Origin of the sequence: Streptomyces sp. NBC_01474 (assembly GCF_035918215.1) — a bacterium.
Lineage (GTDB): Bacteria > Actinomycetota > Actinomycetes > Streptomycetales > Streptomycetaceae > Streptomyces > Streptomyces aureus.
Genome location: NZ_CP109449.1, coordinates 421,726 through 444,584 on the forward strand (window position 1 = coordinate 421,726; position 22,859 = coordinate 444,584).

Below are 22,859 nucleotides of genomic sequence, written 5' to 3' on the forward strand. Positions count from 1 at the left end.
CGCCCGCAGGGCCCTGATCATGAGTCGTCGTAGTGCTCGGGTGAGGTGGATGCGGCAGGCAATGCCGCACCGCAGTCAGGATGCGGTCAGGTATCCCGTGGCACGGTCGGGCCTCATGACATACGAGACGTCAAAAACCTCCGCATCGTCGGCGGCCGGCGCCCAGGCGGCGCCCTCCGGCCCCCGGCCGCGCTGGAACAAGGTGCCCGAAGTCACCGCCTACTTCTGGATCATCAAGGTGCTGTGCACCACCGTGGGTGAGACAGCTGCCGACCTGCTCAACGAGAAGGCCGGCCTCGGCCTGACCGGTGTGTCGGTACTGATGAGTGCTCTGCTGGCCGTCGTCCTGGTCGTACAGTTCCGCACCAGCGCATACCGCGCCGGCGTGTACTGGCTCGCGGTCGCCCTGATCAGTGTCGTCGGCACGCTGATCAGCGACAACCTCACCGACAACATGGGCGTGCCACTGGAGACGAGCACCACCGTCTTCGCGGTCATTCTCGCGATCGTCTTCGTGGTCTGGTACCGGCGTGAGCGAACGCTGTCGATCCACAGCATCGACAGCACCGGCCGGGAGTCCTTCTACTGGCTTGCCGTCCTGTTCACCTTCGCCCTCGGCACCGCGGCCGGCGACCTGGTCTCCGAGCGCATGGACCTCGGCTACTGGCTCGCCGCGGTTCTGTTCGGCCTGGCCATCGCCGCGGTCGCCCTTGCGCACTTCAAGCTCGGCCTGGACGCGGTCTGGAGCTTCTGGATCGCCTACATCCTCACCCGTCCGCTCGGCGCGTCCATCGGTGACTACCTCTCCCAGCCCACCGGCGACGGCGCCCTGGGCATGGGCACGGTTGTCACCAGTGTGCTGTTCCTCGCGGTCATCCTGGGCCTGGTCGTGTATCTGTCGGTGACCCGGAAGGACGCGACGCAGCCGCAGCGCGCCGCCCGGCACTGGGCCTGAGTAGGCGTACAGGAAGTGCTCAGGATGCGTTCAGGCTGATACTGGCAAGGTCGACTCGGGCGATCACTCTTCGGAGCCGCCCTGTGACACCGAGCGCTCGCCCCCATCGCGGGGCGGGCGTTCTGCCGTACGACCGAATCGGAGCCCCCCACCGTGCAGCCACCTGAGATGTTCACCGATCTGGACGTCACGAGCACGACCAAATCGGTGATGAAGAAACTTCCCGAGGTCACTCTGGCGTTCTGGATCATGAAGATCGCCGCGACCACTCTCGGCGAGACGGCCGGCGACCTGTTCGCACAGACCCTCGCACTCGGCTACTTCCTCACCACGATCGGACTGTTCCTGATCTTCGTGGTGACCTTGGTCCTGCAGCTGAGGTCCAGCCGCTACAACCCGTTCTTCTACTGGACCGTGATCCTGTCGACCAGCATGGCCGGCACCACGATGTCCGACTTCATGAACCGTGACGCCGGAGCCAAGTACCTGTCCGGCGACGCCACCTCACTCGGCTGGGGCCCGCAGGGCCTGGGCCTCGGCTACCCCACCGGGGCGGCGATCCTCATCTCGATCCTGCTGGTCATCTTCGCAGTCTGGAAGGCCACCGGGATGACCTTCCAGATCCGTGACATCGTCACCTTCCGCGGCGAGGCGCTGTTCTGGTCGGCGATCCTCATCTCCAACACCCTCGGCACGTCCATGGGTGACTTCCTGTCCGACAGCTCCGGGCTTGGTTACGCCGGAGGCGCGCTGCTCGTGAGCGGGGCGCTCGCCGTTCTCGTCGCCCTGATGAAGGTGCCGGTGGTGCCGAACGTGCTGCTTTTCTGGATCGCCTTCGTCCTCACCCGCCCGTTGGGCGCCACCGCGGGTGACTTCCTGACCAAGCCGGTCGCCAAGGGCGGCCTGAACCTCGGCACGGCGGGTTCCTCGGCCGTACTCCTGGCCGTTCTGCTCGGTCTGGTGGCCTACGCGCAGATCCAGGAACGCCGGACCACCTCAGCGCGGCCGACGGAACGGGAGCCGGTCACTCAGCAGGCCGACTGAGTCCAGTCACCCGACAGGCAGGTCGACCCGGAAGCGCGCGCCGGAGGTGTAACCGGGATCGTGGGACACCTCGCCGCCGACGGCGCGGGCCAGACGCCGCGCGAGCGGCAGTCCGAGGCCCGCGCCGTCGTGCCCGTCGTCCAGGTCGGCGCGGCGGCCGGGCTGGAAGAGGTCGCCGACGAACATCGCCGGCACGCCGGGACCGTCGTCGGTGACGTCGATACGCACCCTGCCGGGCAGTTGCCGCGCGGACACGGTCACCGCGGAGAGGGCGAACCGGACCGCGTTGGTCAGCAACGGGCTGACGATGCGTTCGAGGAGAGCGGGCGCGACTCCTGCCTGCAGCCCTGGATCCGCCACGTCGACGAATGTCTTCACCTGCTCCCCTGCGTCGAAGCTCTCGACCAGCCGGTTCAGGACGGGGACGACGGCCGTGGTGCCGGGGGCCGCCGAGGAGTTCTGAGCTCTGTCTCGGGCGTCGCTGAGGAGCGTGTCGCAGATGGTGCGCATGGACTGGGCGGCCTCGACGATCACCCCATGGGTGGCGCGGGTTTCGGCGGCGGTGCGTGGGCGCGCCTGCCACCAGTCGAGCTCTATGACGATCCGGGTGAGCGGGGTGCGCAGTTCGTGGGACAACTCGCCGGTCAGCTGCTGCTCGTGCCGCAGCACGGTGCGTATGCGGTCCAGCAGAGTGTCCAACGAGGCACCCAGACGGGCGAGTTCGACCGGATGGTGCTCGACACCGAAGCGTTCGTCGGAACCGACGGCGCTCCACTGGGTGGCCTGGTCGGTCATGGTCCGTACGGGGCGCAGCGCTCGCCCGACGGCCAGGCGCGTCAGCGCGTAGGTGCACGCGAGCATGACGGCATCCAGGATCAGGGAACCCAGCAGCAGTGTGTCGGCCGAACTCCGGTACGGCCCCAGGTCCAGCGCCGTGACCACAGTGGCGCCGTGACGGCTGCCCACGAGATCCGAGCACAGGCGCACGGCGTGTGGGCTTTCGGGGTCGACGGTCGAGCAGGCCCGCTTCCGTTGTGCGGCGAGCCGGCCGGCGGCCCGGGCCAGCGTACTGTCCGCCGTGGTGGCAGGCGGCTGCTCCAGCACCTGGGTCCCGGCGTAGATCCACGCGTTGGCGTCGAGGAGGTGGTCGTTGACGGTCTCCACGACCCGCACCCGGGGACCGCTGGTGTCGATGGTCGTGGCGACGGCAGCCGCGCGGTTGCGCAGTTCGTCGTCCGCCTGGTGCTGCAGGTGCCGGTCCATCACGGTGTTGAACGCAACGGTCAGCACGGCCATCAGGAGCGCGGCGGTGGTCAGCGCCACGAGGGAGAGCCGGCCGCGCAGGGTGCGGGGAGCCAGGCGGCGCAGGAGACGGTTCATGACAGCCGGTGTCCGATCCCGCGCGCCGTCGTAAGGCTCAGGTCGCTGCCGACTTCGCGCAGCTTGCGGCGCAGCCGGCTCAGGTACTGATCGAGGGTGTTGTCGCTGACCTGTGCGCCGTCCGGCCAGGCCGCCCTCACCAGGTCGCGCCGGCTCACGATGCTGCCGTATGCGGCCACGAGCGTGGCCAGCAGCCGGAACTCCGTCGGCGAGAGGTCGACGTGGACCTCTCCGACCCTGGCACTGTGTCGAGTCGCGTCCAGGACCACATCTCCGGCCGTGGCCACGGCCGGTGGCCCTGCGCGTTTGAGCGCGGCCCGCAGCCGGGCGACTAGTTCGGCGAAATGGAACGGCTTGGGCAGATAGTCGTCGGCCCCGGCGGAGAACCCGGACAGCCGGTCGGTGAGGTGGTGGCGGGCCGTCAGGAAGATGACCGGGGCGGCGAAGCCGTTGGCGCGCAGCGCCTGGCACACGTCCCGCCCGTCCGCGTCGGGCAGCCCCACGTCCAGGACAACCGCGGCGATGTTGTCGGTGGCCAGCCGCAGGGCGGAGGCACCGTCGGCGGCGAGCACGGGTGCGAAGTCCTCGTCCAACAGGCCGCGGCGCAGCACATCACGCAGGGCGTGATCGTCCTCGACGACCAGGATCTTGTGGTGCATGGTCCTCCGTCGGATCTTCCGGCGATGGGTCGTGCTGCCGCGCCGGAGCAGCACCCGCCCAGTGACTACAATTCTGTAGACGGTCTACTGAACTGTAGACGATAGGGGGTGAGGCCCATTCCGATGACGGACCGAAGCCCGAACGCCGCCGACTGGTGCGCTCGACGAAGCTGCTTTCATGGCCGCATGGACTCATCGGGCCCGTAGCAAGCGACATCGACCCATCCGCCTCAAGCAGTGCGCCTTAAAGAAGCTGATCGACCCCGGCAAGGGTTCGGCTCCATGCAGGGGGCCGCCCGGCGTCAAGCCGGGACCCCACTGCAAGATCTTCACCAGCCTTCTAGTAGGGCTCCGTTAGGTCTGTCTCGCCGTCCTATTCGGGGGCATGTTGGAGGGTATGGACACGCATGAAGTGAACCGTGCTCGGGCGAAGTTGGCGTTATTCGTGGCTGACGTGTTCGCATCGGTGCCGCGCAAGGATCAGCGGGCGAAGGGTGACTGTTATCTGCGGGGACTGATGCTGGACGGGCGGCGTAAGTCGATCCAGCCGATGGCGGAGCGGCTGCCGGATGGCAACGAGCAGAACCTGCAGCAGTTCGTGAACCAGTCCACCTGGGATCCGGTGCCGGTGCGGCGGCGGATCGCGGAGCGGATGGTGCCGCAGATCAGCCCGGATGCCTGGGCGGTCGATGATGTGTCGTTCCCCAAGGACGGGAAGATGTCGGTGGCGGTCGCCCCTCAGTACTGCGGGGCTTTGGGCAAGCAGGCCAACTGCCAGGTCGCGGTGAGCGTGCACGCGGTCTCCGACGCCGCGTCCTGTCCGCTGCAGTGGCGATTATTCGTGCCCCAGGAGTGGGCGCACGACGCCGGACGGCGGCAGAAGACCGGGATACCGCCAGAGGTCGGGCACCGGGAGAAGTGGCGCCTGGCATTGGACACCCTTGATGAGCTGGCCGGGTGGGGGCTGGTGCCGCCGGTGGTGGTGGCCGACGCCGGCTACGGGCAGAACGCCGACTTCCGCGACGGCCTGAGCGAGCGGGGCATCACATATGTCGTGGCGGTCCGTTCGGACGTGACCGTCCACCCGCACGACGCGCAGCCCACCGCCCCGGCGTGGTCCGGGAACGGCCGCAAGCCGCAGTCCCGCTACCGCGATAAACCGTCCTCCGTGGCCGCTTTGACCGCTGGCCATGGCCGGCCGGCGTTCACCGAGGTGACCTGGCGTGCAGGCTCCCGCGGGCCGATGCGCTCGCGCTTTCTGGCACTGCGGGTGCGGCCGGCCGGGGTCAAGGCACGCCGCCTGGCCCAGGCAGCCGCCACCGCGCGGCAGGGCTGCTGGAACGGTGTCCTGCCCGAAGTGACGCTGCTGGCCGAGTGGCCCGAAGGCGCCGAAGCACCCACCGACTACTGGCTGTCCAACCTGCCCGCCGACACCCCGCTTGCCGAACTGGTCCGCCTGGCGAAGATCCGCTGGCGCATCGAGCACGACTACCGGGAACTCAAACACGGTCTCGGCCTGGACCACTTCGAGGGCCGTTCATGGATGGGCTGGCATCACCACGTCACCCTGGTCACCGCCGCCCACGCGTTCCTCACCGAACAGCGCCTGGCCCCAAAAGCCGATACAGCGGACTCACCCTCTACCAGATCCTCGACACCATCCAAGAGCTGCTGAACTGCTGGACCGGCACCTGCACCACCTGCCACCGCCCCCTGCCCAGAACATCAACCACCAGCCAGAACCCAAGAACCACAGCAACTTAACGGAGTCCTACTAGACCCCGCCGCGCTGAGCGCCCCCGGCCCCGTCCCGGTCGGGTGCCTCTTCCGCCATGGGAGCCGCCGCCGGGCCGGACTCCTCGGAGACCTCGGGAAGAGCCTGTTCGGCCCAGATCACCTTGCCCTGGGGCGTGTACCGGGTGCCCCAGCGCTCGGCGACCTGCGACACCAGGAACAGGCCGCGGCCGCCCTCGTCCATCGTCGCGGCATACCGCAGGTGCGGAGAGGTGTTGCTGCCGTCGGCGACCTCGACGATCAGCGTACGGTCGTGGATCAGCCGTACGTGGATCGGCTCGGAGCCGTAACGGATGGCGTTGGTGACCAGCTCGCTCAGGACCAGCTCCACACTGAAGGCCACCTCGGACAGACCCCACTCGTCGAGCTTGCGGGCAACCTCGTCGCGCATCCCCGCGACGGCGGCCGGATCGAGCGGCACGTCCCAGTCGGCGATCCGGTCACGCGGGAGCCCTCGCGTGCGGGCGATCAGCAGGGCGACGTCGTCCTTGGGACGCTCGGGCAGCAGCTCGTCGAGCACTGCCTGGCAGCTCTCCTCGGGCGACCTGTCGGGGTGGCCCGACAACGCTTGGCGCAGCAGCTCCATGCCCACGTCCAGATCGCGCCTGCGGTCCTCGATGAGGCCATCGGTGTAGAGGACGAGCTGTGCGCCCTCCGGAAGGTCCAGCTCGGCGGTCTGGAACGGCAGCCCGCCCAGACCCAGGGGCGGCCCGGTCGGCAGATCCAAGAAGGTGACGGTGCCGTCGGGGAGGACCAGCGCCGGCGCCAGGTGCCCGGCACGCGCCACGACACAGCGACGTGTCACCGGATCGTAGATCGCGTACAGGCAGGTGGCACCCACGATCCCCGTGGCGCTCTCCGTATCCGACTCGTCCTGGTCGATACGGCCGACGAGGTCGTCCACGTGGCTCAGCAACTCGTCGGGCGGCAGATCGAGCGAGGAGAAGTTGTGCACAGCGGTCCGCAGCCGGCCCATGGTGGCGGCGGCGTGCAGGCCGTGACCGACCACGTCGCCGACGGTCAGCGCGACCCGGCTGCCCGACAGCGGAATCACGTCGAACCAGTCGCCGCTCACCCCCGACTGGGCGGGGAGGTAGCGGAAGCCGACGTCGAGGGCGCTCTGTTCGGGCAGGGCTCGCGGCAGCAGGCTGCGCTGGAGGGTCACCGCGAGGGCGTGCTCGCGGGTGTACCGGCGGGCGTTGTCGATGCTGACCGCTGCTCGGGCCACCAGTTCCTCGGCGAGCGACAGATCCTCCTCGTCGAAGGGCCCGTGCTCCTGGGAGCGCCAGAAGTTGGCCATGCCCAGCACGACGCCACGGGCCTTGATCGGGGCGGCGATGAGGGTGTGAATGCCGTAGTCGATGATGTTCTTGGTGCGCTCCGGGTCCTGCGCGTGCCAGCCCGTGGCAGTCGACAACTCGGCCACCAGCTCGGCGTGGCCGCTCCCGTAGCCGCGGGCCTGGGGGGTGGACGGCAGGAAGTCGATCAGCCTGCCCGCCTCGTAGAGCGGGTGGTCGTCCCGGATGCCGTACACAGCGGTACGGCGCATGTCCGTCGCGGTGGGTGCCGGCTCCTGACCGTGCAGTACGGCGTCGGCCAGGTCCACGGTGACGAAGTCGGCGAAACGGGGGACGGCGACCTGCGCCAGCTCATCGGCGGTGCGCAGGACGTCCAGGGTGGTGCCGATGGCCAGTCCGGCGTCGTACAGCAGCTTGAGCCGCTCCCGCGCGATCTCCGCCCTGCCGGTCACCGCCCGCAACTCGGTGGAGTCGCGCAGCGTCACCACCGTCCCCATGGGGCCGCCGCCGCTGTCCGTGTGCCGCTGGTTGACCGCCAGCAGCCGGTCTCCGGCGAAGTGCACCTCGTCGGTGACCTCGCGCCCGGAGATGAGCAGCGCCGCCGTCTCGGGGTCGAGGCTCGACAGCTCGGACACGAGCTGCCCCTCGACATCAGGGGGCAGCTCCAGCAGCCGTCTGGCCTCGTCGTTCGCCAGCACCAGCCGTCCGTCGCTCCCGATGATCAACACCCCTTCGCGCACGGAGTGCAGCACCGTGTCGTGGTGGTCGTACATGCGGGTCATCTCGTCCGGGGCCAGGCTGTGGGTCTGCCGGCGCAGTCGCCGGCCCACCAGTGCCGTGCCCGCGGTGGCCACCACGAGTGCCCCGGCACCGGCGCCCAGGATGATCGGCAGTTGCCGGGTCACCTGACTGGCCACGTTCTTGACCCTCAGCCCCGCGGAAACAAGCCCCACGACCTTGCCGTCAGCGTTGTCGATGGGGACGGTGGACTGGACCTCCCGGCCGAGTGGGCCATTCACGCTCTCCGTGTACACCTTCCCCGCGAGCGACGGCCCGATGGTGCCCACGAACTGTTTTCCGATCAATTCCGGCCGGGGGTGGGTGTAACGGATGCCCTTGGTGTCAAGGACGACGATGAAGTCGACGCCCGCGGCCTTGCGCGCCGCCTCCGTCAGCGGCTGGAGGATCTTGCTCGGGTCGGGGCTCTCCAGTGCCGCCACGACACCGGGAGAGTGCGCAAAGGTCTGTGCCACGGCGACGGAACGGCGCTTGGCCTCGGCGAAGGTGTCCCGGTCCGACTGGAGGACAAGGGCGAGGACGCCCCCGGCCACGAGCAGCACAACCAGCGCCACCTGGAGGACGAACACCTGCCCGGCTACGCTTCGCGGGCTTCTGCTGACCAGGGGCCTGAACGAAAGGCTTCTCCAGTCGGCGAAACGATTCGCCATGTGACCTTTCTAGCACTGGCGATCCTGACCGGCCACAGGCCGCTCCTCCCAGAGCACCGCATCGCGTGACGCGCGCGGCAGGGACGGGACCCTGCCTCTGACAGCCTGCCTCGTGCGCGGGGGCCCGATCCCTCACACGTGAGGCGGTCTCCGCAGGGCCGAGTCGGCCGGCCTGGCGGCGAGCGCCTCGACGCGCCCCGCAGCTCTTCCAGCCCCTCGATGAAGAACGGCCGGTCGAGCGACTCGAGCACGGCGGGCAGGCAGTCGAGCCGCTCCACCCGTAGCTCGGCGCGGAACCAGGACTCGGGGTCCCCAGTCCGCACGAGGAGGGCAGCTCGCTCCGCCACGGTCGCGACGCCGGCAGGGAGTCGCGAGCGGATGTGCTCGGCCGCCCCCTGGACCCGCGCGGCCCCCTCGTGGCGGTACGGAGCCGTCGCGAGCCCCGACAGGACGCGCCGGGTCGAGGCCGGCGGGCGGTTCGAAGGAGCCGGGCAGGGTCCGCACGTCGGTGCTGCGGTCCAGCCCAAACGTCCGGTCCTCCCCGATCACGGGAAAGCACCCACGAACGTCGCGCCGTGCGGCTCTCACAGCGGCAGGCCAGCGCGTACAGCGCCCCGGCCCCGCCAAAGCCTCATCGGGAGCAATCGCGGCGCCTGGGAGCGTGCACCCACATCGACCACAGCGCGCAGCAGGCGGACCATGGTCGAACAGTTCCAGACCGGCCGGCTACGGCACGGCGGCGACGTGGAGCCGGGGAATCGTGGCGGCGCTGCCTGCCTTGATTCCTTCGATCATCGCTTGGTGCAGATCCCGGCTGTGCCGCTCGGTCCGGCAGGGCACCGGACTGCCGGTGACCGTGAACCATTCCAAGGTGCCGGTGTACTGGACCGACACATCGGCCTCCTGGCCGTCCCAGGTGGTGTGGACGGTCACGTCGCCCGTGACGACCCCCGCCTCGTCGGTACGGACGCCGCCCCGGCCGGTGAAGATCCCGGGGGTGGTCCATGATGCCCAGGCCATAACGTCAGCCTCCTCGCCTCAGTGCCGTGCGCGGCTCACAACTCGGCCGCACTCCGCTGTGCTGCGGACTCCTGGAGTCCGCGCCCTCGGAGTGGGCCACGAGACAATCGCGAATACGGGACTCGCTACGGCCCACCTCTTGGCGTGCTCGTCGTCCATTGTGTTCCGCCCCTATCGCGCATGGATAGGGGTATTTATCCCAATTCTGGGTCCGCCCTCGTGAGCAGCCCGCGAAGGGATCAGGAATCCGCCTTCCCGTGCCGCGCAGCAAGGTGGAAGTCCGGGCAGCGGCGCACACGATGCCTCACGGATACGCGCGCTCGGAGCGCTGCAGTCGCCACACGCCATTGATCCCACGACCGTAGAGATGCTGAAGGACACGACCGACGTCACACTCGGAGTCCGGCCGTCGAACATCGAGACCCGACGTCAAGATCGCCGCCGCGAACTCGCCTCGCTCGGGCCCATGGGCAGCGGCCCACCGGTGCGGCGTCGGCAGACCGTAGGTCCAGTTAACCACCGGCGGTGGAGTTGCGTCCGTTCCGCGGCGAGCTGATCGATGAGCTTCAGCGGGATCTAGTGCCGCATCAGGCAACGTTGGCCCTGTCGACGACCGCGCGTAGGCGCCGGTCGTCGGCATGGCGGTTCCGCCAGATGATGTAGCGGCGGATCATGCTGCCCTGCTCTTTGTGAGAGGCGTGGTCGGTGCCGTCGAGGGTGAAGTACCGCAGGGCGGTGAACTGCGCCTCGATCCGGTTCATCCAGGAGGAGTTCGTCGGCGTGTAGGCGATCTCGACGTTGTTGGCTGCGGCCCAGGTGCCGACCCGCTGGCAGCGTTTCGTGGTCAGGTGCGGGGAGAGGTTGTCGCAGATGATCGCAATGCGGGTGTCCGGCGGATAGAGAGTGCGCAGGTAGCGGCAGAACTCCAGGAACTGCGTCCGCCTCTTGACCGGCTTGATGTGGCCGTACAGCTTGTCCTTGGCCAGGTCCAGGGCGGCAAACAGGTGCCGAACTCCGCCGTAGCGGTTGTAGGTGGCCCGGCGCCTGGGGCGTGGTTCGCGAGCGGGGTCTTTGTGCCTGCCGCTGCGTTCGGCCCATTGCCGTCCGGGGTGCGGCATCAGGTTGAGCGGACCGAACTCGTCCATGCAGAAGACGACATCGGGTTCGCCGTCCTCGGGTACGACCTCGCCGTCGGCGATTGCGTAAAGGTGCTCGACGCGGGCCTTCTTGGCCGCGTAGTCGGGGTCGCGGGAGGTTTTCCAGGTCTTCAGGCGTTGAAAGGAGACCCCTTCCTCGCGGAGCAGGATGCGCAGGCCCTCGTGGCTGATGTCGTCGACCACCCCCTCGGCGACCAGGAAGTCCGCCAGCTTGGCCAGGCTCCAGGTCGAGAATGGCAGGTCGTGCTCGGTGGGCTTGGACTTGGCGATCTTCTTGATCTCGCGGCGCTCGGGCAGCGTGAACGTCTTCGGGCGGCCGCCTTTGTACTTCGGATACAGCGAGTCGAAACCGTCGGTGTTGAAGTTGTGGATCACATCGCGGACCCGGTCGTCGCTGGTGAACGACACCTCGGCGATCTTCGCTGCAGGCATGCCCTGCGCGGAGAGCAGGACCATCTGAGCCCGGCGCCAGGTCACTACCGACCCGGTGCCTCTGCGGATGATCCGCAGAAGCCGCCGTCCCTCGTCATCGTCGATCTCTCGGACTCGTACTCGCTCTGCCACTCGGACAGGGTGTCGGAGACGCGCCGCCCGGCACAGCATCCGGACGGCGCGTCACATCACAACAGAGCCAACGTTGCCTGATGCGGCACTAGCGCAGGTATGCGTGCAGGGCTCGGATCTGGACGGTGTGGTGGGAGTCGGCGAGGGTGAACTGCCGCTGGCCTCAGTGGAGGCAGCGACAGAACGGATGGCCGGCCGGGTCCGCATAAACCCGCCAGTTGACCCCCGGGCGAAGCTGGTCCGTACGCCCCCTGCGAATATTGGGGTTTGGCTCCCAGCGTGGTGACATACGTCGATACGATCGCCTGTGTGAAGGTCGTCGTGCAGGTGAAGCTGATGCCGCAGGCCGAGCAGGCTGGCGCGCTGTCGGTGACGCTGCACACGGCCAACGAGGCCGCGAACTGGGTGTCGCAGATCGCTTTCGAGCGCGGCGTTCCGCGTGAGTACGAGCTGCGCAAGCACACCTATGCCGAACTAAAAGCACGGGGCCTGGGGGCGCAGGCCGCCCAGCACACCATCAAGAAGGTGCGCGACGCCTACACCGTGCTCAAGGCGAACATCCGGGCCGGGAACCTCGGCAAGGAGGGCTCGAAGCGCCGTCGCACGGCGGAGTCCAAGCCCATCGCGTTCCGGCCCGAGGCTGCCCAGCCGTATGACGACCGGTGTCTGAGCTGGCAGTACGACCAGCAGACCGTGTCCATCTGGACCACGTCCGGGCGGGCCAAGAACATCTCATTCGTGTGCTCCCCGGACGGGCTCAAGACGCTCCAGCAGTACCGGAAGGGCGAATCTGACCTCATCGAGCGCGATGGCGTGTTCTACCTCGTCGCCACGTGCGAGGTGCCCGAGGCCGAGCGGTACGAGCCGGACGGCTTCATCGGCGTGGATCTCGGCATCGCCAACATCGCCACGGCTTCCACCGGCTATATGGCCGCAGGGCGCGGCCTGAACCGGTACCGCAAGCGCCAGCTCGACCTGCGGCGGAAGTTGCAGAAGAAGCGCACCAAGTCCGCCAAGCGGCGGCTCAAGGCGCGATCTCGCAGAGAACAACGGCACGCGGCGAACCAGAACCACATCATCTCCAAGACGATCGTGACCGAGGCTGAACGCACCGGGCGCGGCTTGTCCCTCGAAGAACTCAAGGGCATCCGCACTCGGGTACGGCTCCGCAAGCCCCAACGGGTCGCACTCCACTCCTGGGCGTTCTCCCAGCTCGCAGACTTCATCGTCTACAAGGCCAAGCGGGCCGGGGTGCCCCTGGTCTCCGTCGATCCCGCGTACACGTCGCAGACGTGCTGCGAATGCCAGCACATCGACAAGCGCAACCGGGTCGACCAGGGGCTTTTCATCTGCCGGGGGTGCGGGGTCGTTGCCCACGCCGACCGGAATGCTTCCCACAACATCGCCCAACGCGGCGAGAACGTGTGGAATGCGGGGCGTGAGTCACGCGTCCCTGCCACCCCATAACGGGGTGTCTGGACGGAGGGGTCCATCCCAGCAGCCAGTTGGGCGCTACCTCCAAGCCCGGTCCTTCAGGGCCGGGTCATGCTGACGTCTCCGGAGAGTAGGGGCCAACTGAGGCGGTATGAGACATCACGGTGGAGACGCAACGCAGCGCCGCCTCGCCGGCTGCGGCGAGGAGGATCGACCACGGGGGCCCCGGGGTCTATGCCGAGGTCCACCAGGACGAGCAGCGCGACCTTGCCTTCGTAATCGAGGCGGCCAGGCCGGCGCAGGCGGTACGGGGCGCACGGGCGTCGGGGTGCTGCCGGATCGTGCGCACAGGGTTCCGGGAGCAGCATGGAAGAGAAGGCCTCAACCGGCACGCGTCCTGAGCGGGCTTGCGCTGAGGAGGGAGCTCTCCAGGATGGATGTACACGAGCCACGCCCGGACCGGGAGGGGGACGGCGGGGCGGGCGCGGCGCCGCCGGGAGGGTTGCTCGATCTGCTCAGCGTGGCTGCGGTCGTGCTGGACGACGCTGGGCGGATCGTGTTCTGGAGCCCGCAGGCCGATGAGGTGTTCGGCTACACGGCCGAAGAGGCTCTGGGCCGGTACGCGGCACGTCTGCTGGTCCACGAGGAGCAGCGGGACCTGGTGGTCAAGCTGTTCGCCGAGGTGATGGGGACCGGTGAGAGCTGGGCGGGTGCGTTCCCGATCCGGCACAAGGACGGCAGCACGCGCCTGGTCGAGTTTCGCAACATGCGCCTGGTGGACGATCTCGGCGACATCTACGCCCTGGGCATCGCTGCCGACCAGAGCACACTGCAGCGGGTGGAGACCGACCTGGCCCTGTCACAGCGCCTGGTCTCGCAGGCCCCGATCGGCATCGCCCTGCTGGACACGAAACTGCGCTATGTGCTGGTCAACCCGGAGCTGGAGCGCATCAACGGCGTCTCGGCGGCCGATCACCTCGGCCGGTACCCGCACGACATCCTCACGTCCCTCGACGTCGACTCGATCGAGTCGGCGATGCGCCGGGTGCTGCTTGCCGGCACCCCCCTGATCGACCAGCACATCGTCGGCCGCACCCTCGCCGATCCGGACCATGATCACGCTTGGTCGGTGTCGCACTACCGGCTCGAAGGCTCCGGCGGGCGGGTGATCGGTGTGGCGTACTCGGTCATCGACGTCAGCGAACGCCATCGGGCCGCTGCCGAGGCGGACCGGGCCCGGCGCCGCCTGACCATGATCGCCGACGCGTCCGCACGTGTCGGCACGACCCTGGAGGTTGAGCACACCGCCCAGGAACTGGTGAAGGTGGCGGTGCCGGACCTGGCCGACATTGCGTCGGTGGATGTCCTTGACGCCGCGGCGCCGGCCCTGCGCCGCTGCTCGCCCTCCGAAGGACCGAAGCTGTTTCGCCCGCTCGCCGTGGCCGCCGCCTATCCCACTCCAGCCGCTGCGGCCCTGCAGGTCGTCGACCGCGCCCCGTACGGTGCGGACCGACTGATCACCCAATGCGTTCACACCGGTCGGCCCGTCGTCGCCCATGCCGGACAGCAGGATCTGGAGCGCATCGCCCTCAGCGCTGACAGTGCGGCAGTCTTCGCCCAGGCCGGCGTGCACTCCTACCTCGCGGTCCCGCTGATCGCCCGCAACGAGGTCCTCGGCGCTTTTGGTCTGCTGCGGGCGCGCAACCAGCTCCCGTTCGATGAGGACGATGTGCTGCTGGCCGTAGATCTGGCTGCCCGCGCGGGCGTCGCCATCGACAACGCCCGCTTGTACCAGAGCGTCCGTAATACTGCCGAAACCCTCCAGCGAAGCCTCCTGCCCGGCGAGCTTCCACAGCCCACCGGCCTGAACGTCGCCTCCTTCTACCAGCCCGCCCAAGCATCCAGCGAGATCGGAGGCGACTGGTACGACGTCATCCCCCTTGCCCGCGACAAGACCGCGCTGGTGATCGGTGACGTCATGGGCAACGGCATTGACGCCGCCGCCACCATGGGCCGCCTACGCACCGCCACGTCTGCCTTCGCCGACCTCGAACTGGCTCCCGCCGAGGTTCTTCGCCACCTCGACAAGATCACGTGCGGGCTCGAGCACTACATCGCCACCTGCATCTACGCCACCTACGACCCTCACACCCACCGGTGTCACATCGCGAACGCCGGACACCTCCCGCCCGTCCTCACGTCATCCGGACGGCTCCCTCAACTCCTCGAGTTGGCCCCTGGCGCACCCCTCGGCGTCGGCGGCGTCCCCTTCCACACCACCGCGTTCGACCTGAATCCCGGCGACCGCATCGTCCTCTACACCGACGGCCTCGTCGAAACCCGCCACCAGCCCATCGACGAGCGCCTCAACGCCCTCGTGCGCACCCTGGAAGAACCCCGCAGACCGCTCGACGAGACCTGCCGGTGGCTCGTTGACGCGCTGCGGGACACGGACGACCACGACGACGTTGCCCTCCTCATCGCACAAGCCACACCCGATGTACCCCAACGGCCACGCCCCACGTGACTCAACGACCCCGGGCCGACTGGACAAAGGCCGCGCCCTCCGCGCGCCGGCCGTGTTCGCCGTGTCAGCCGATGAGGCGCCTCCGACAGTCAGGCGGTCGTGGCCCGCAGCGCCCCCTGAGCGCGCACGGCCACGTGGTGCTCGTCGTCGGGGAGCTCGCGGGCAACAGTGCAGCGGACAGGGAGGCCGGCGTCGGCCGCACGGTGAATGCCCGAGGTCGCATGCTGCTGTTGTCCGGGCGATGCTGCACCACAAGCCGGCGGGCGGGCGCGGACCCAGGTCCGGGGGACCCAAGGGGATGAACACGCGGGCCAACCCCGCACCCCGTCACCGCGGGCGACATCCATCGACACCATGTCAGCCCATGCCGCCCCATCGGCGTCCCGGTCGCCTGCACGCGCCCGCTCCGCATTCATCAGCGACAAGAAAACCCCAGCACCCTGCACCGCTCAACCCCTCGCGCTCGGAGCAGGCGAAGTAGCGCAGAGACGGACCGCGCGACGTCGCTACCGCCCCTTGGGCCATTCACGAGCCCCCGCGTCACGCTGATGCCGATCAGCCGGTCGGAGGCATCCAAGCGGCTTCGGCTGCCTCGGCGGTGGGATGGGTGGGGAGGACCTGGTCCAGGCCGACGATGCGCAGAATCCTGCTGACCACGTCGGGGACACCCGCCAGGACGATGGTGGAGCGGGCGGCGAGGGCAATGTTGCGAGCGGCGATCAGGACGGTGATGCCGCTGGAGTCGCAGCAGGTGAGGCCGCCGAGGTCCACGACGAGCTGCTGGCCGTGCTTGATTGACAGACCGGGGAGGAGGTCGCGGATCTCGGGCGCGGTGTCGTGGTCGAATTCGCCGGCCAGTTCGATGACGGGGCCGGAGAAGGTGGTCCGCGTACGGATTCTCAACGGGCTCAACGCTGCTCTTCACGGTTGGAGCGAGGGCACGCTGACGGCAAGGACTGCCGTATCGTCGTCCACCCCGGTGCCGAGGGTGTCGAGGAGCTCGCGGATGGCGGTGATTGTGTGCTGGGCAGTGGTGGGAGCCAGGGCACGGCCGAAGTCGAGGAGGGCTTCGTCACCGTAGCGGTCGCCGCGGATGGCGGTATGGGCCTCGGTGAGGCCGTCGGTGTGCAGGAGCAGGGTGTCGCCTGGGTGGAGGCGGCATGTGATGGTGGTGATGCGGGCGTCGGGCAGGACGCCGATGAGCTGTCCACCGGGAGTGGGCAGGTAGTCGGCGGTGCCGTCGGCGCGTATCAGCAGCGCGGGCGGGTGTCCGCCGCTGGCCAGGGTGATACGGAACTCGCCGTGATCGCCGTCGGGGCTGAGCAAGCCGAAGAGGACCGTGCAGAAGCGAGGGTCGGTGCCGTTGTACTCGTGGTTGAGGACGGTGTTGAGGTTTCCCAGGACGACGGCCGGATCGGGGTCGTAGACAGCGGCGGCGCGCAGGGTGTAGCGGGCCAGAGAGGTGACCGCTGCGGCGGCGGCCCCCTTGCCGCACACGTCGCCCAGGAACAGTCCCCACGTGCCCGCGCCGAGAGGGAACAGGTCGTAGAAGTCGCCGCCGACCTCGTCGACCGAGGCGATGTGGTAGTGCACGGCCACGTCCAGGCCCGGCACGTTGGCCAGGACCGGCGGCAGCAGCGTCTGCTGGAGCGTGGTGGCGAGCCGCCGCAGGTATTCACGTTCGCGCTCGGACTCCTGGCGCGCGCGCAGCAGCTCTTCCTCGTAAGCGCGGCGGTCGCGGGCGTCGAAGACGGTGGTGCGGATCAGCAGCGGCTGCCCGTTGCTGCCGGTCTTGACCACGGAGGTCACCAGCACCGGCAGCCGGCTGCCGTCGGCCGCCTTCATCTCCAGCGCGATGCCGCTGATCTCTCCCTGCATGCGCAGTAGCGGCGCGAAGTGCGTTTCGTGGTACAGGCGTCCGCCGACGGTGAGGAGGTCGGAGAACGTCCTGCGGCTCACCAGGTCACCGCGCTCGTAGCCCAGCCAGTTCAGCAGGGTGGTGTTGACCTTGGCGATCTGTCCGTCGAGCAGGGTGGAGAGGTATCCACACGGGGCATGCTCGTAGAGGTCCTCGGCGCTGTCCTCCAGCAGTGCGGAGAACGTCTGATCGTCGTCCACGCGCTCCTCCGGGTCGCGATCCTGGTCACCGTCGGTCCGGCACATCATGACAAGGGCCCCGCAAACGCGGTGATCGCCTCGGCGGTCTCCTCGGGGGCGCTGAGCTGGGGGCAGTGCCCGGCGGCGTTCAGGGTGACGAGGCGGCTGCCCTTGATCCGGTCCTGGATGAAGGCGCCGACCTCGGGCGGGGCGATGGCGTCCATGGAGCACTGGACGACCAGAGTGGGTACCGTCACGTCGGCCAGGTCGGCGCGGTTGTCGGACAGGAACGTCACGCGGGCGAAGACCCGCTGGATGTCCGGGTCGGTGGCACAGAAGCTACTGGTCAACTCCTCGCCCAGTTCGGGGCGTTCCGGGTTGCCCATGATGACCGGGGCCATGGCACCCGACCAGCCGAGGTAGTTCGCGTCCAGGGATTCGAGGAGTTCCTCGATGTCTTCGGCGCTGAAGCCGCCACGGTAACCGGTAGCAGCGTCGTCGATGAAACAGGGGGACGGAGCGAGCAGCACCAGGCCCGCGAAGTACTCGGGGTGCCGGGCAGCGCCCAGCACGCCCATCATCGCGCTCACCGAGTGCCCCACGAACGTCACCGGCCCCAGATCCAGCTCGCGGCAGATCTCCAGCACGTCCTCCACGTACCCGTCCAGGCTGGAGTGCCGCTCCTTACTCCAGGCCGACAGATCCGAACGGCCCGCGCCGACGTGGTCGAAGAGCACCACCGTCAATCACCCGGGACTGAAAAGTCCCGGGCTTGCGCAACGGGCGCCACTGGCTGTGGTGCTGCGTTTGCGTCCTGTCCCACGCCCGGTGTTCGGGGGTGGGTCTGGGACGGTTGACTGCGCCCCGCGTCGCCACAACTCTTCCGCACGGTGGCGGATGTTGCGGGAGCCGTTGCGGTCTGCGTGATCAACGAATCCGCAGGACCGGCATGCAAATCGGGCCTGGGAGACCCGGTTCGCCTTGTCGATGTGCCCGCATTCAGCGCAGGTACGGGAGGTGTACGCCGGATCGACGTGCACCACCGGCACCCCCGCCTTGCGGGCCTTGTACGCGATGAACTCTCCGAGCTGGGCGAAAGCCCAGGAGTGGAGGGTGGCCCGTTGGGGCTTGCGAAGCCGTACCCGTGCGCGGATGCCGGTGAGGTCTTCCAGGGCGATTCCGCGACCGGTGCGTTCTGCCTCTGCCACCACATGTTTCGCGATCTTGTGGTTGATGTCCCGTGCCCGCCGCGTCTCCTTACGGCGCCGCCTCTTCAGGCGTCGTTTGGCGGAGGGAGTGTTCTTCTTCTGGAGTTTCTGCCGCAAGGTGCGCTCGCGCAGGCGCCCGCGGTTCAGCCGGCGTCCGGCCATGATCTGACCGTCCGAGGTGGTCGCGATGTTCACGATCCCCAGATCGATCCCCAGGAACTCCACCACGTTGGTGTTGAGTTCGGCCTCGGGGACCTCGCAGGTCGCGATCAGGAACCACATGCCGTCGCGGTACAGCAGGTCGGACTCGCCCTTGCGATATAAGGCCAGGCGGGCCAAATGTTCGGGGGCGGCGGTGAACGCCACTTGCTTCATCCGGCCCGACAGGGTCCAGATCGACACCGTGTGCTCCGCGTACTGCCAGGACAGCATCCGGTCGTCATACGGCTGGGCGCCCTCCGGGCGGAAGGCGATCGGCTTTTCGGTGGCCCGCCGGTAGCGCTTGGAGGAGGATGTGCCGAGATTCCCCGCCTTCAGGTTCACCTTGAGCGTGCGGTAGGCGTCGCAGGTCTTCTTGATGACATGCTGGGCCGCTTGAGCTCCGAGCCCCCACCGGTCCTTGACCGCCGTATAGGTGTGCTCACGCAGGGGGAAGTTGCGCTTGATGTCCTTCTCGAACGCCACCTGGGAGACCCAGGTCGCGGCTTCGTTGCAGGCATGCAGGGTTTCCTCAAGTGCCGCCGCCTGCACGGGCGTCGGCAGCAGTTTCACCTGCACGGTCAACTTCACGACCGTGACGCTACCCGCCGCCTGACGTACCGGCATTCGAACAGCGCACATTCCTCGCCGGGCGCTGCGGCCCGGTTTCTTGCGTGCGCTGCGCGCCCGTTGCCGCGGCGATGCTGCGCATCGCCACCACAGGATGCGATTCCTCCCGGGGGTGAACCCCCGGGGTTCCTCGCAAGAGCACGCTGAAGTCGCGCTCCAGCGCGGGCAGTACCAGACGCCACATATTCTGGTCACACCCGAAACCGTGCGCCAGCATCACCACCGGCCCGCCCTCCCGGCCGGACACCCGCACCTGATGCCTGCTTCGCACATCCATGCGGCCCATCCTGGCAGAGACGTAGAAAGCCAGGAACAAGTCGGCGCTGCCTGGCGCGCGCAACCGGCCATCCACATGGGTGCGGCGGGCGTGATCCGGGACGCCACTTCCGCTGTGCTGACCTCACCAATGGGCAGGGTCACGTGGTCGGCCAAGGTGGCACGCACAGCGATGGGGCCGCGGCGACGCCGACCCCCGCTTCACACACCCGCACGTACGCCCGCCCCAGGAGTTGGCCCACCCGCGCCGCCGGCTCCGAGCCCCTATGTCTGCCATTCCGAAAGGGATCGCTATGGCTGCTCCGACGAAGACCGTCGCCCAGAAGCTGCTCATCAAGCCCGGCACCACCGTCTGGGCCACCCCGGAAGAGCATCTGCCGCTGATCGGGGCGCTGCCGGTAGACGTCGACGTGGCGGACGTCTTGAGCACGGCGACGACCGGGCTGATGTTCGCAGCGGACGAGAGCGCGCTACACAGGCTGCTCGACGAGCACCGAGACGGGCTGTCGGGCGCGGTCAACTTCTGGGTCGTCTACCCGAAGGGAAACAAGGCGGACATCAACCGGGACTCGCTCCGGCGGATCCTGGCCGAGTACGGGATGCGTCCGATCGCCCAGATCGCGGTGGACGAAACCTGGTCCGCGCTGCGCTTCCGGATGCTGCGCGAGGGGGAGGTCTTCGACGCCGACGCGCGCGACTGACGCCCTTCTGGGGCCTGCCGGTTCTGGGACTCATCCGGCGTCGGGCGTGGCCGAGTGCGGCCGGCCCAGCGCCGACATTGCAACCTCGAACAGTGTGCGGTGCGCGTGTGCGGACCAGGCTGGATCATGGGGATCACTGGATTACGGGGATCAGTCGTCGGCGAGCATGCCGGTCCGCAGTTTGGCCAGTGTGCGGCTCAGGAGGCGGGAGACCTGCATCTGGGAGACGCCGAGCACCTCGCCGATCTGGCTCTGGGTCATCTCCTGCCCGAAACGCATCTCGATGATGCGGCGCTCCCGGTCGGTAAGACGGCCCAGAAGGGGATTCAGGCAGTGCAGGTCCTCGACGGTCTCCATACCGGGGTCGGGCTCACCGATGAAGTCGGCCACCGTACGGCCCTGAACCTGAGCCGGTCCCGCCTCGCCCGCGTCCGCGGCCATGTCCAGGGAGCCGGCGGTATAGCCGTTCGCGGCGACGACGCCCTCGATCACCTCGTCCTCGCTCAGTTCCATGTGCTCGGCGACCTCCTTGACCGTGGGGTCACGGTCCAGGACGACTGCGAGCTCCTCCTTGGCCTTGGCGAGGTCGACCCGCAGCTCCTGGAGCCGCCGGGGCACATGGACCGCCCAGGTCGTGTCGCGGAAGTACCGCTTGATCTCACCGACGACGTACGGAATGGCGAACGTGGAGAACTCGACCTCGCGGGACAGGTCGAACCGGTCGATCGCCTTGATCAGACCGATGGTTCCGACCTGGACGATGTCCTCCATGTCGCCGTCGCCACGGTTCATGAACCGGCGCCCGGCGAACCGTACGAGCGACAGGTTCATCTCGATGAGTGTGTTCCGGGCGTACTGATGCTCGCGGGTGCCCTCTTCGAGGAGTTGGAGCTGGTCGAAGAACAGCTTCGACAGATTCCGCGCGTCCTTGGGAGCGACCTTCCCCGCATCCTCGATCCAGGGCAGCTCGCCGACGCCGGCCTGCGGGTCCGGCTGTGCCGACGTCAACGCCTCGACGTGCTTCGTACCCTCCGCGTCCCTCGCCTGCGACTGAACAGTCATGACCACACTCCCGGATCGGTTCAAGCCCACCACTTGCCCAGACACGACGTCACCATGCGTTCCTGCAGCAAGAGTTTTGATTCATGCACAAGTCGGCAGGTGCCTGGCTGTGATCAACCAGCGGTCTCTCGGGAGCCGGGCCGGGCCGGAACGATCGAGCTCTGGATGCGGTATCCACCCGTGTCCACCGTAGGGTCGGTCTCCAGGGTGACGGTCACCGGTCCAGCGAAGACGTAGCTGTGCGAGGCGGCGTGATCTCGCACCTTCGCGGCCAACACTGGCCCCAACTGATGTGCATGTGAGCCGAGTTCACGATGGCTCTCCTGAGGGAGCGCGACGGTGAAGGCGTTGGGAACCAACGTGCGTCCCCGTCCCAGAATCATGATGTTGTCGTCGCATTCGCGTCGGAGTGTCGATACGACCTCCACGCTCTCCCGCTTCGGCCGGAAGACCCGGTCCACCAGGTCTGCGGCCCACTTCTCCATCACTCTTTCGACGTTGCCCATCTTTCCCATCGCCGACGGCTGCCCGGCCTCATCCGGATCATGTGCGGCCATAGGGGTTGCGCTGAGGAGCGAGCCTGACCGCGGTCCGGGGCCGGCCGTCAGCGATCGACAACAGCGCTGATGACCTTGCCGCCGTTGTGGGCGGGACGGACGGTGACGGTGCGCGCGAGCATCCGAATCAGGGGCCAGCCGAACCCGCCCTCGTGGCCGTCGAGGTCAGGGGGACGCTCACGCGGGAACGCGGGGCTGGGGTCGCGCACGGCGATCTCCACGACGTCACGGTCAGCGGCCAGATGAAGTCCCGTGACGCCTCCTGCATGCCGGAACGCGTTCGCAACCAGTTCCGAGACCACGACAATGGCGCTCTCGACCCTCTCCTGAGAGGGCGTGGGCACAAGGCCGCAGAAGAATTCGCGCGTAGCATGACGCGCTTGAGTCGCTGTGATCTGACGTGGCACCGACCGATGGCCTTCGTCGGACCGACACTCGCCCGCCTGCCATGGCTCCTGACTCATGCCGGAACCCCCGTCGAGAAGAGGCTGATCTGGCGACAACGGGCCTTCTGCCCCCATTGACAATCGCTAACGTCAGCGCTCCGAGCAAAGGGCTCTGCTCTCGTGCCCATTCGGCAACCCGCTCGACAAGTCACTTCACCACGAGGGAGCTACCGCTGCTGCTGGTATTCCGGCCGACCTACGACCTCTGGTTGAACTGGATCGGACCCGAGTTCGCCGCCACCGGCGCCTACATCTGTTGGCGCGACTCCCGTGCCGAGGCCAAGACCGACTTCGCGCCGCAGTCACCGATCCGCCAATGGCCCGATTAGCCGGCCAAGGCTGCATGACAATCCAGTGGCCGACCGCGAGCGAGCTTCGTCGTCGGCGTATTGATCGCGCCCGCC

At 68.2% G+C, this 22,859-nt stretch carries 17 protein-coding genes and 3 pseudogenes; 6 read left to right on the plus strand and 14 right to left on the minus strand.

The window, feature by feature from the left end; translation table 11 throughout:
- The first annotated feature begins 115 nt into the window (after nucleotides 1–115).
- A complete protein-coding gene (locus tag OG758_RS02120) occupies nucleotides 116–955 on the plus strand; it encodes a COG4705 family protein (protein WP_326708319.1) in 840 nt (279 codons plus the stop codon).
- Nucleotides 956–1,108: 153 nt separating this feature from the next.
- Entirely contained in the window at nucleotides 1,109–1,999 is an 891-nt protein-coding gene (locus OG758_RS02125) for a COG4705 family protein (protein WP_326708320.1), read from the plus strand.
- Between the two features lie 6 nt (nucleotides 2,000–2,005).
- Here the strand turns inward: OG758_RS02125 and OG758_RS02130 are convergent, their stop codons facing one another.
- Entirely contained in the window at nucleotides 2,006–3,379 is a 1,374-nt protein-coding gene (locus OG758_RS02130) for a sensor histidine kinase (RefSeq protein WP_326708321.1), read from the minus strand.
- The gene (locus OG758_RS02135; RefSeq protein ID WP_326708322.1) at nucleotides 3,376–4,038 is read right to left on the minus strand and encodes a response regulator transcription factor; all 663 of its coding nucleotides are present in this window, start codon (nucleotides 4,036–4,038) and stop codon (nucleotides 3,376–3,378) included. The genes OG758_RS02130 and OG758_RS02135 overlap by 4 nt, the downstream gene beginning before the upstream one ends.
- A gap of 397 nt (nucleotides 4,039–4,435) precedes the next feature.
- On the opposite strand from OG758_RS02135, the gene OG758_RS02140 reads away from it, so the two are divergent.
- Entirely contained in the window at nucleotides 4,436–5,713 is a 1,278-nt protein-coding gene (locus OG758_RS02140) for an IS701 family transposase (protein WP_326708323.1), read from the plus strand.
- 99 nt (nucleotides 5,714–5,812) lie between these two features.
- Here the strand turns inward: OG758_RS02140 and OG758_RS02145 are convergent, their stop codons facing one another.
- The 4 genes and pseudogenes from OG758_RS02145 to OG758_RS02165 all read right to left on the minus strand — a co-directional run.
- Nucleotides 5,813–8,578 (minus strand): SpoIIE family protein phosphatase, encoded by a 2,766-nt coding sequence (locus OG758_RS02145; protein WP_326708324.1) that lies wholly within the window; start codon nucleotides 8,576–8,578, stop codon nucleotides 5,813–5,815.
- A gap of 726 nt (nucleotides 8,579–9,304) precedes the next feature.
- Nucleotides 9,305–9,598 (minus strand): hypothetical protein, encoded by a 294-nt coding sequence (locus OG758_RS02155; RefSeq protein ID WP_326708325.1) that lies wholly within the window; start codon nucleotides 9,596–9,598, stop codon nucleotides 9,305–9,307.
- Between the two features lie 587 nt (nucleotides 9,599–10,185).
- Complete coding sequence (locus OG758_RS02160; protein ID WP_326708326.1) at nucleotides 10,186–11,319, minus strand: IS630 family transposase; 1,134 nt, start codon at nucleotides 11,317–11,319, stop codon at nucleotides 10,186–10,188.
- A 163-nt stretch (nucleotides 11,320–11,482) separates the two neighbouring features.
- Nucleotides 11,483–11,566, minus strand: a pseudogene (locus OG758_RS02165) (VOC family protein); the annotation flags it as partial.
- A gap of 89 nt (nucleotides 11,567–11,655) precedes the next feature.
- On the opposite strand from OG758_RS02165, the gene OG758_RS02170 reads away from it, so the two are divergent.
- Both OG758_RS02170 and OG758_RS02175 read left to right on the plus strand, forming a co-directional pair.
- Complete coding sequence (locus OG758_RS02170; RefSeq protein WP_326715773.1) at nucleotides 11,656–12,786, plus strand: RNA-guided endonuclease InsQ/TnpB family protein; 1,131 nt, start codon at nucleotides 11,656–11,658, stop codon at nucleotides 12,784–12,786.
- 400 nt (nucleotides 12,787–13,186) lie between these two features.
- A complete protein-coding gene (locus OG758_RS02175; RefSeq protein WP_326708327.1) occupies nucleotides 13,187–15,280 on the plus strand; it encodes a SpoIIE family protein phosphatase in 2,094 nt (697 codons plus the stop codon).
- A 555-nt stretch (nucleotides 15,281–15,835) separates the two neighbouring features.
- Here the strand turns inward: OG758_RS02175 and OG758_RS02180 are convergent.
- From OG758_RS02180 to OG758_RS02200, 5 genes and pseudogenes are all read right to left on the minus strand, one after another.
- Nucleotides 15,836–16,192: an STAS domain-containing protein gene (locus tag OG758_RS02180; protein WP_326708328.1), complete on the minus strand. Its 357-nt coding sequence runs from the start codon at nucleotides 16,190–16,192 to the stop codon at nucleotides 15,836–15,838.
- A 9-nt stretch (nucleotides 16,193–16,201) separates the two neighbouring features.
- Complete coding sequence (locus OG758_RS02185; protein WP_326715774.1) at nucleotides 16,202–17,443, minus strand: PP2C family protein-serine/threonine phosphatase; 1,242 nt, start codon at nucleotides 17,441–17,443, stop codon at nucleotides 16,202–16,204.
- Nucleotides 17,443–18,120 (minus strand): annotated as a pseudogene (locus tag OG758_RS02190) (alpha/beta fold hydrolase); the annotation flags it as partial. The pseudogene OG758_RS02190 and the gene OG758_RS02185, both read right to left, overlap by 1 nt.
- Nucleotides 18,121–18,123: 3 nt before the next feature.
- Entirely contained in the window at nucleotides 18,124–19,374 is a 1,251-nt protein-coding gene (locus tag OG758_RS02195) for an RNA-guided endonuclease InsQ/TnpB family protein (protein ID WP_326708329.1), read from the minus strand.
- 172 nt (nucleotides 19,375–19,546) lie between these two features.
- Nucleotides 19,547–19,690: pseudogene (locus OG758_RS02200) on the minus strand (alpha/beta fold hydrolase); the annotation flags it as partial.
- A 292-nt stretch (nucleotides 19,691–19,982) separates the two neighbouring features.
- Here OG758_RS02200 and OG758_RS02205 point away from each other — a divergent pair.
- A complete protein-coding gene (locus OG758_RS02205; RefSeq protein WP_326708330.1) occupies nucleotides 19,983–20,390 on the plus strand; it encodes a hypothetical protein in 408 nt (135 codons plus the stop codon).
- 150 nt (nucleotides 20,391–20,540) lie between these two features.
- Here OG758_RS02205 and OG758_RS02210 read toward each other — a convergent pair whose 3' ends face one another.
- The 3 genes from OG758_RS02210 to OG758_RS02220 all read right to left on the minus strand — a co-directional run bounded on the left by OG758_RS02210 (nucleotide 20,541) and on the right by OG758_RS02220 (nucleotide 22,530).
- Nucleotides 20,541–21,452: an RNA polymerase sigma factor SigF gene (locus tag OG758_RS02210; protein WP_326708331.1), complete on the minus strand. Its 912-nt coding sequence runs from the start codon at nucleotides 21,450–21,452 to the stop codon at nucleotides 20,541–20,543.
- Nucleotides 21,453–21,565: 113 nt separating this feature from the next.
- The gene (locus OG758_RS02215) at nucleotides 21,566–22,009 is read right to left on the minus strand and encodes a DUF3662 domain-containing protein (protein WP_326708332.1); all 444 of its coding nucleotides are present in this window, start codon (nucleotides 22,007–22,009) and stop codon (nucleotides 21,566–21,568) included.
- Nucleotides 22,010–22,056: 47 nt separating this feature from the next.
- Complete coding sequence (locus OG758_RS02220; RefSeq protein ID WP_326708333.1) at nucleotides 22,057–22,530, minus strand: ATP-binding protein; 474 nt, start codon at nucleotides 22,528–22,530, stop codon at nucleotides 22,057–22,059.
- Nucleotides 22,531–22,859 lie beyond the last annotated feature (329 nt).